Genomic DNA, 5,346 nt, shown 5'->3' on the forward strand with positions numbered 1-5,346 from the left:
TTCCTCCGGGCTTTCGTTCTTCGTTCTTGCGTTTCCGACTCTATCAGACTCTTTCGTGTCCGATTTCCTCGGTGCTTTCGAGGTTCTGCGCTTTCGCGCTTTCCCTTTCCGGCGGTTCCGACTCTATCAGAAGTTTTCCACCGGATTTCCCGGCTTCAACGTTTCCGAATGGAGAGTCGAATGCACTCCACCCGGGAGAGATTCCCTGTGGAGTGGTGGTCGCCGAACTTGTCCAGTTCGAGGCAACCGTTTGACTCTACAACCCTGCCCCTGGGGTGTCAAAACGAGGCGGGAGCCTCGTGCACCCGCGCCAACAGGGCCATCAGGGTGTCCCGTTCGGCCGGGGCGAGGGGCGCCAGCAGCTGCTCGTTCGCCGCTTCCGCGAGGGCCGCGCAGCGGGCCAGGGCGGCCTCTCCCTCCGGGGTGACGGTGACGGCGTTCTTGCGGCGGTCGGCCGGGTCCGGGGTGCGCAGGACGAGGCCCGCCTCCTGGAGGTGGTTGAGGATCCCGACCATGTCCTTCGGGTCCACCGCGAGCCGGCGCCCCAGGTCCGCCTGGGCCACGGGCCCGTACTCGGCGGTCGCGGCCAGCACCGCGTGCTGCATGAGCTTCAGGCCCTCCGCCGCGATGGCGTCCGCGACCAGACCCCGTCCGCGTGCCGCGACGCGGCCGACGAGCCAGGTGGGCAGGGACTGGATGTGTCCGAGGGCTGAGGTCATGCGTGCAGCGTACCCAGAATCGTTGGACTTCCCTACGACTTCATGCTTATCGTTGGGGCACCCAATGAATTTGTCCCGCTCGGATCGAACTGAGGGAGGTCCTGTGCTGCGCATGCGCCATGAGGTCGACGGTGGACCCGGAGTCCTGGTCGCCGAGGAGGTCGACCGGCCCGTGGCCGGGCCCGGGGAGCTGCTCGTCCGGACCGAGGCCATCGGGGTCACGCTGCCCACCGTCCGCAAGGTGCGGGAGGGGAGCGGGCCCGTGTCGTTCGGCGGGGAGGTGGCGGGGGTGGTCGTCGGCACCGGCGAGGGCGTCACCGCCTTCGCCGTCGGGGACCGCGTCACCGGGCTCTGCTTCGCCGACGCCTACGCCGAGTACGCGGTGCTGGACACCGCGATGGCCTCCTCCGTCCCCGAAGGGGCGAGCGCCGTGGACGCGGTGGCGCTCGTCCGCAGCGGGCTGGTGGCCCGCGGCGCGTACGAGGCCGCGCGCGTACGGCCCGGCGAGTCCGTGCTCGTCACGGCGGCGGCCAGTGCCGTGGGCACCCTCGCCCTCCAGCTCGCCAAGGCCGGCGGGGCGGGGCGCGTGGTCGCCGCCGTCAGCAGCCCCGACAAGGCCGGCTTCGTGCGCGGCCTGGGCGCCGACGAGGTCGTCCTGTACGAGGACGCCGACTGGGGCGCCCCGTACGACGTCATCCTCGACGGCGTCGGCGGCGACCTCCTCGGCCCCGCCGTGCGGGCCCTCGCCACGGGCGGCCGGCTGGTGGCCTTCAGCTCCGGCGGCGGGACCGTGGAGGCGTACGAACTCCTGCTCCGCGGGGCCTCGTTGATCGGCTTCCAGATGCGGGCCATCGCCCTCGGGCAGCCCGACCTCTACGCCCGCTGGCGGCGCGAGCTCTGGGAGCTCCGCGACGCGGGCACCCTGCGCACCGCCGTCCACGCGCGGATCCCCCTCCCCGAGGCCGCCCGCGCGCACGCCGTCATCGAACAGCGCCGCAACCTCGGCAAGGTCGTGCTGGTCCCCTAGGGGGTGTCCACAACCGGTTGCGGGTCTGGGCTGCCGACGGCACCCGGGAGGAGGTCTTCACCTCCCTGCTCGCCCAAGCCGGTGCCCTCGGGCACTCCCACGGCCGGCACCTGCGGCGCCGCGGGATCCCGGCAGTCATCCCGCGGCCAGCGGACCAGGCCGCCAACCGCAAACGGCTCGGCAGTCGGGGAGGCCGGCCTCCGGCCCCTTCGACCGGGGGGCCTACAAGCAGCGGAACACAGTCGAGCGGTGCATCGACAAGCTCAGGCAGTGGCGCGACGGGTCCTACAAGACGATCGGCCGGTAGGCCAAGGCCTCGTCGACCACTTCCCCGGCAGACAGCTCCCGCTCCGCCGGCCAGAAGATCAGGTCGCTGACACGGCCGGACGGACAGGCCAGAGCTCTGTCGAGCAGGTCCAGCCAGTCGTTCACCTCGTCATCAGAGGAGTAGTCCGCGTCCATGACCCGCTGCACGAGCGCCACCGCTTCCGCCCGGCTCAACTCCACTGCGCTCATCAGATCCCCCTCCATCTCCGCCTCCCGAGAGAACAGTGTGAACAGCCGCCAGGACAGTGGGCTCGAGGCTGTGGTGCCCGAGGGCTGCCGGGCCACCCCAGGCGAGCCGGTGCCGTCGTTGGGGAAGCCGGTGTTGTCCACCACCCACACCTACGGCCGCACCACGGCCACCGGCCGCCAGGCCAGACGGGCCCGCACGCCGGTGGCAAAGCACTACTAGTACTCCGGTGTGACTTCGTAGTTCCGCGTCACGTCGCGTGTGTGGTGGCTATTGGGCGGTGTCCTGTCCGATCGCGCGCAGGACATCGGCGAGCCAGACCAGGTGGTAGCCCACGGCCCGGTTCGGGTCGGCAAGGAGGCCCTCAAGGTGCTGCCACGACTCGGAAAGCTGCCCGATGGTGATCGTTCTCGGTTCGTTTGGGACGTCGTAGAGCTCGTCGCCCGGAACAGACCAGAAGTAGTCGTGTTCGAGCGTCGCTGTGCTGCCGGCTGACGCTTCGATGTGTCGCAGTGCCAGCTCGAAGGCTGTCCGAAGCTGATCAAGGGGGATCCGCAGAGGTTCGCTGTCCATGCGCTCAGTGTGTCGGTCAGGGGCCGTTGGACCGAAGCGAGGAGTTCGGCACTACGCAGGACCCGGCCCGGAGTCTGCTGCGAAGCGCCTGCTGGGACGCTGATTCCGTCCGCGACGAAGTCCGCGCGTACGCCGTCGAGCACCTCGGTGGCGATGATGGCGTGCTGATCGTCGACGAGACCGGCTTCATGAGGAAGGCCCGGTCCTCGGCCGGCGTGCAGCGGCAGTACGCCGGCGCCGCCGGACTCATCGAGAACAACCAGGTCGATGTCTTCCTCGCCTGTGCGACCAGCCGGGGGCGGGCACTGATCGACCGTCGACTCTGCCTGCCCGAGCATTCCTGGTGCACCGACCCCGAGCGCCGCCAGGCGGCCGGGATACCTGACGAGGTGCAGTTCGCGACCAAACCCTGCCTGGCCTGGGAGATGATCGCCGCCGCACTGGACGCCGGGGTCGAAACACCGTGGGTGACTGGCGACGAGGCATCCGGACAGGACCCGTAGCTTCGTGTAGCCCTGGAGGCCCGCGTGACCGGCTACGTTCTGGCTGTCGCCTGCTCCATCCGGGTCCGGATCAACTCCGGCCGCACACCGGTTCGCGCCGATACGGTCGCCGACCGCCTACCCGAGGCAGCCTGGCACCGGCAAACACCGCCATCTGCTGATCCGCCGTAACCGCGCCACAAGGGAACTCGCCTTCTGCCTGTGCTGGTCACCCACCGCAGTGCCCCTGGGCGACCTCGTCCGCGTGGCCGGCAGCCGCTGGAGCGATGAACCGCACTGGAGTACTAGCCGTCAGTCGGCTCGTCGATCGGCCAGCCGATCTCCAGGCGGTTGTCCGGGTCGTCCGGTGTCCCGGTCCACCGGCGGTAGGTCATCCGGACCGGGCCCGCGAAGGTGAAGCCGTGCTCGGTGATCCAGTCGGCGAGGGCGTCGTACGCGCCGAGTATCCGGGGGAACGCCGCGGCGGCGCCCGCGACCTCCGTGCACGCGAGGGTGGTCTCCGGCAGCTCCCGCACGGTCATGCCGTCAGGCAGGTCCGCAGGCTGTGCGCCGTCCTCCCAGAACGGCAGGCACGCCTCGACGAGCGTCTCGTTCTCTTCGTCGCACACCCCGTGGAAGCGGACGAAGGCGGGCCCGGTGAAGGTGAGGGGACCGCGGCCTGCGACCGCGTACAGCTCCTGGTAGGCGCTGCGGAGGAAGGCCTCGAGCCCCGAGTTGTCGAGGGTCGCCCCGCGGACGAGGATCCGTTCGGCGGCGCTCTGGCGGACGGTGACGCGGTGGGTCATCCCTGCTCCTTCGGTCGGTCGGCTCAACAGGCTGTGGACCACGGAGCGCTGGGCCTCCAGCCGCTGCTCGGCCGCCCTCAACTGCGCCTGCAGGGCGGCGGCCAACTCCTCCTCGCCCGCCCCGAGCAGTCGGCGCACCTCGTCGACGGGGATGTCCAGCTGTCGCAGCGCCCTGATCGACCGCGCCGTACGCACCTGGTCACGCCGGAAGTAGCGGTAGCCGCTCACCGGGTCGACGTACGCCGGCACCAGTACGCCGCCGGCGTCGTAGTGCCGGAGTGCGGTGATCGAGAGGCCGCTGGCCTGCGAGAACTGCCCGATCGGCAGCAGGTTTCTCCTGTCCACGGATCCGACTGTGCCGTCTCGCCTCACCTGAGAGTCAAGGCCTCCGCTACACGAGGCCGGGCTGCCCGGACTCGTCGAAGCGGTGGACGGAGCGGCGGAGGAGGTCGAGGAACTCCGCGAGGCCGTCCGTGATCCGGTCGAACCCGCCGTCCTCGGAGGCGGTCCGCGACCGCCAGACGGCGCCGTCAGCGGCGACCGCGTACAGGAGCCCTCCCCCGTCGGAGCCGATCAGTACGGCGGGGACGGTTCCGCCGGCCTCGGGCAGCGCGGTGCGTTCGTCGACGGCGTGGGAGGCGGGGTGCAGGAAGTAGCCGTTGCCGATGTCGCCCATGTCCACGGCGCCGATCGCCCCGTAGTACGCCGCGAGGTCGGCGAAGGCCGGGGACTCTGCGGCGAGCCGCTCCGCGGCGATGCGGTCCGCCGCCTCCGGCGGGTGGACCGCGTTCTCCCCCGGGCCGAAGCCGTACTTCTCCTCGAAGCCGGCCACCACGGCGGCCAGGGCCGCCGACACCTCCTCCCGCCACCCGGCGAGGAAGTCAGCGGTGACCGGGAGGGAGCCGTACGAATCGCGCATACCCCCATCCTCACACCCGCTGACACCTGCTCATACCCGGCTTCCGGCGCCCTCCGCCCGCCCGGATCGCTCAGCCGAACAGCAGTGGGACGCGCTTCTCGACGCAGAACCGCAGGACGAGGACCAACTCCCGGGCGTCCTCGATGTGCCGGTCCCGGAGCGCGTCGGTGCGGCCCTTCGTCAGAATTCGGCACCCCGCGAAACACAAGAGCCCCTAAACGCAGAAAAGCCCCGCACCAGAAGGTGCGGGGCTTTCCCACAATGATTGTTCGGCGGCGTCCTACTCTCCCACAGGGTCCCCCCTGC

Annotated in this window: 7 protein-coding genes and 3 pseudogenes; 3 read left to right on the forward strand and 7 right to left on the reverse strand. The window is 70.5% G+C overall.

Annotated elements, in window-relative coordinates:
• Window positions 1-278: 278 nt before the first annotated feature.
• Window positions 279-719: a MarR family winged helix-turn-helix transcriptional regulator gene (locus ACQKM2_RS40500; protein ID WP_360451459.1), complete on the reverse strand. Its 441-nt coding sequence runs from the start codon at window positions 717-719 to the stop codon at window positions 279-281.
• 103 nt (window positions 720-822) lie between these two features.
• Here ACQKM2_RS40500 and ACQKM2_RS40505 point away from each other — a divergent pair, with 103 nt between their 5' ends.
• Complete coding sequence (locus ACQKM2_RS40505) at window positions 823-1,746, forward strand: quinone oxidoreductase family protein (RefSeq protein WP_427719145.1); 924 nt, start codon at window positions 823-825, stop codon at window positions 1,744-1,746.
• Between the two features lie 107 nt (window positions 1,747-1,853).
• Window positions 1,854-2,023: pseudogene (locus ACQKM2_RS40510) on the forward strand (IS5/IS1182 family transposase); the annotation flags it as partial.
• A gap of 8 nt (window positions 2,024-2,031) precedes the next feature.
• Here the strand turns inward: ACQKM2_RS40510 and ACQKM2_RS40515 are convergent.
• From ACQKM2_RS40515 to ACQKM2_RS40525, 3 genes and pseudogenes are all read right to left on the reverse strand, one after another.
• Entirely contained in the window at window positions 2,032-2,262 is a 231-nt protein-coding gene (locus ACQKM2_RS40515; protein WP_427719157.1) for an e9imm peptide, read from the reverse strand.
• A 39-nt stretch (window positions 2,263-2,301) separates the two neighbouring features.
• Window positions 2,302-2,460, reverse strand: a pseudogene (locus ACQKM2_RS40520) (transposase); the annotation flags it as partial.
• 70 nt (window positions 2,461-2,530) lie between these two features.
• Window positions 2,531-2,833, reverse strand: coding sequence for a hypothetical protein (locus ACQKM2_RS40525; protein WP_427719147.1), 303 nt, complete (start codon window positions 2,831-2,833; stop codon window positions 2,531-2,533).
• A gap of 35 nt (window positions 2,834-2,868) precedes the next feature.
• On the opposite strand from ACQKM2_RS40525, the pseudogene ACQKM2_RS40530 reads away from it, so the two are divergent.
• Window positions 2,869-3,607, forward strand: a pseudogene (locus ACQKM2_RS40530) (IS701 family transposase); the annotation flags it as partial.
• 13 nt (window positions 3,608-3,620) lie between these two features.
• Here the strand turns inward: ACQKM2_RS40530 and ACQKM2_RS40535 are convergent.
• The 3 genes from ACQKM2_RS40535 to ACQKM2_RS40545 all read right to left on the reverse strand — a co-directional run bounded on the left by ACQKM2_RS40535 (window position 3,621) and on the right by ACQKM2_RS40545 (window position 5,248).
• Window positions 3,621-4,466 carry a MerR family transcriptional regulator gene (locus ACQKM2_RS40535; RefSeq protein ID WP_427719150.1) on the reverse strand — a complete coding sequence of 282 codons (846 nt, stop codon included), beginning with the start codon at window positions 4,464-4,466 and terminating at the stop codon, window positions 3,621-3,623.
• Window positions 4,467-4,512: 46 nt separating this feature from the next.
• Window positions 4,513-5,040 carry an SMI1/KNR4 family protein gene (locus ACQKM2_RS40540; RefSeq protein ID WP_427719152.1) on the reverse strand — a complete coding sequence of 176 codons (528 nt, stop codon included), beginning with the start codon at window positions 5,038-5,040 and terminating at the stop codon, window positions 4,513-4,515.
• A 70-nt stretch (window positions 5,041-5,110) separates the two neighbouring features.
• The gene (locus ACQKM2_RS40545) at window positions 5,111-5,248 is read right to left on the reverse strand and encodes a hypothetical protein (RefSeq protein ID WP_427719154.1); all 138 of its coding nucleotides are present in this window, start codon (window positions 5,246-5,248) and stop codon (window positions 5,111-5,113) included.
• Window positions 5,249-5,346 lie beyond the last annotated feature (98 nt).

Source organism: Streptomyces sp. NPDC004126, from assembly GCF_050275515.1.
Lineage (GTDB): Bacteria > Actinomycetota > Actinomycetes > Streptomycetales > Streptomycetaceae > Streptomyces.